General features: G+C 52.8%; 1 protein-coding gene. It reads right to left on the reverse strand.

Features of this window, described 5'->3' with window-relative positions; translation table 11 throughout:
- The coding region (locus HBA93_RS19545; RefSeq protein WP_221724400.1) for an NAD-binding protein at positions 1-352 on the reverse strand (352 nt) is incomplete at both ends.

A 352-nucleotide genomic window follows, 5' to 3' on the forward strand; every position in this document is an offset into this window, starting at 1 on the left:
ATCAGCACCATATTCGACTTACAGCCAAGACGTTTGGCCATGATACCAGACAGAATATTCGCCTGATCCTGGTTGGTCAGAGCCACCATCAGATCGGCGTCCTGTACTTCTGCTTCACGCAGCAGTTCCTGATCCAGTGCACTGCCGTTCAGCACAATCGTCTTATTGAGTTCATCTGCAACAAAGGCCGCACGCTCGCGATTATGCTCGATGATTTTCAGACGGGTATGCGGCTGACGCTCTTCCATCTTCTGCGCTACATAGAGCCCGATATTACCACCACCGGCGATAATGATGCGGCACGCTTCCGGCTTATCATGACCGAACAGCCCGAGTGTACGGCGTACCTGCT

It is taken from the genome of Ochrobactrum sp. SFR4 (assembly GCF_019730395.1).
Lineage (GTDB): Bacteria > Pseudomonadota > Alphaproteobacteria > Rhizobiales > Rhizobiaceae > Pseudochrobactrum.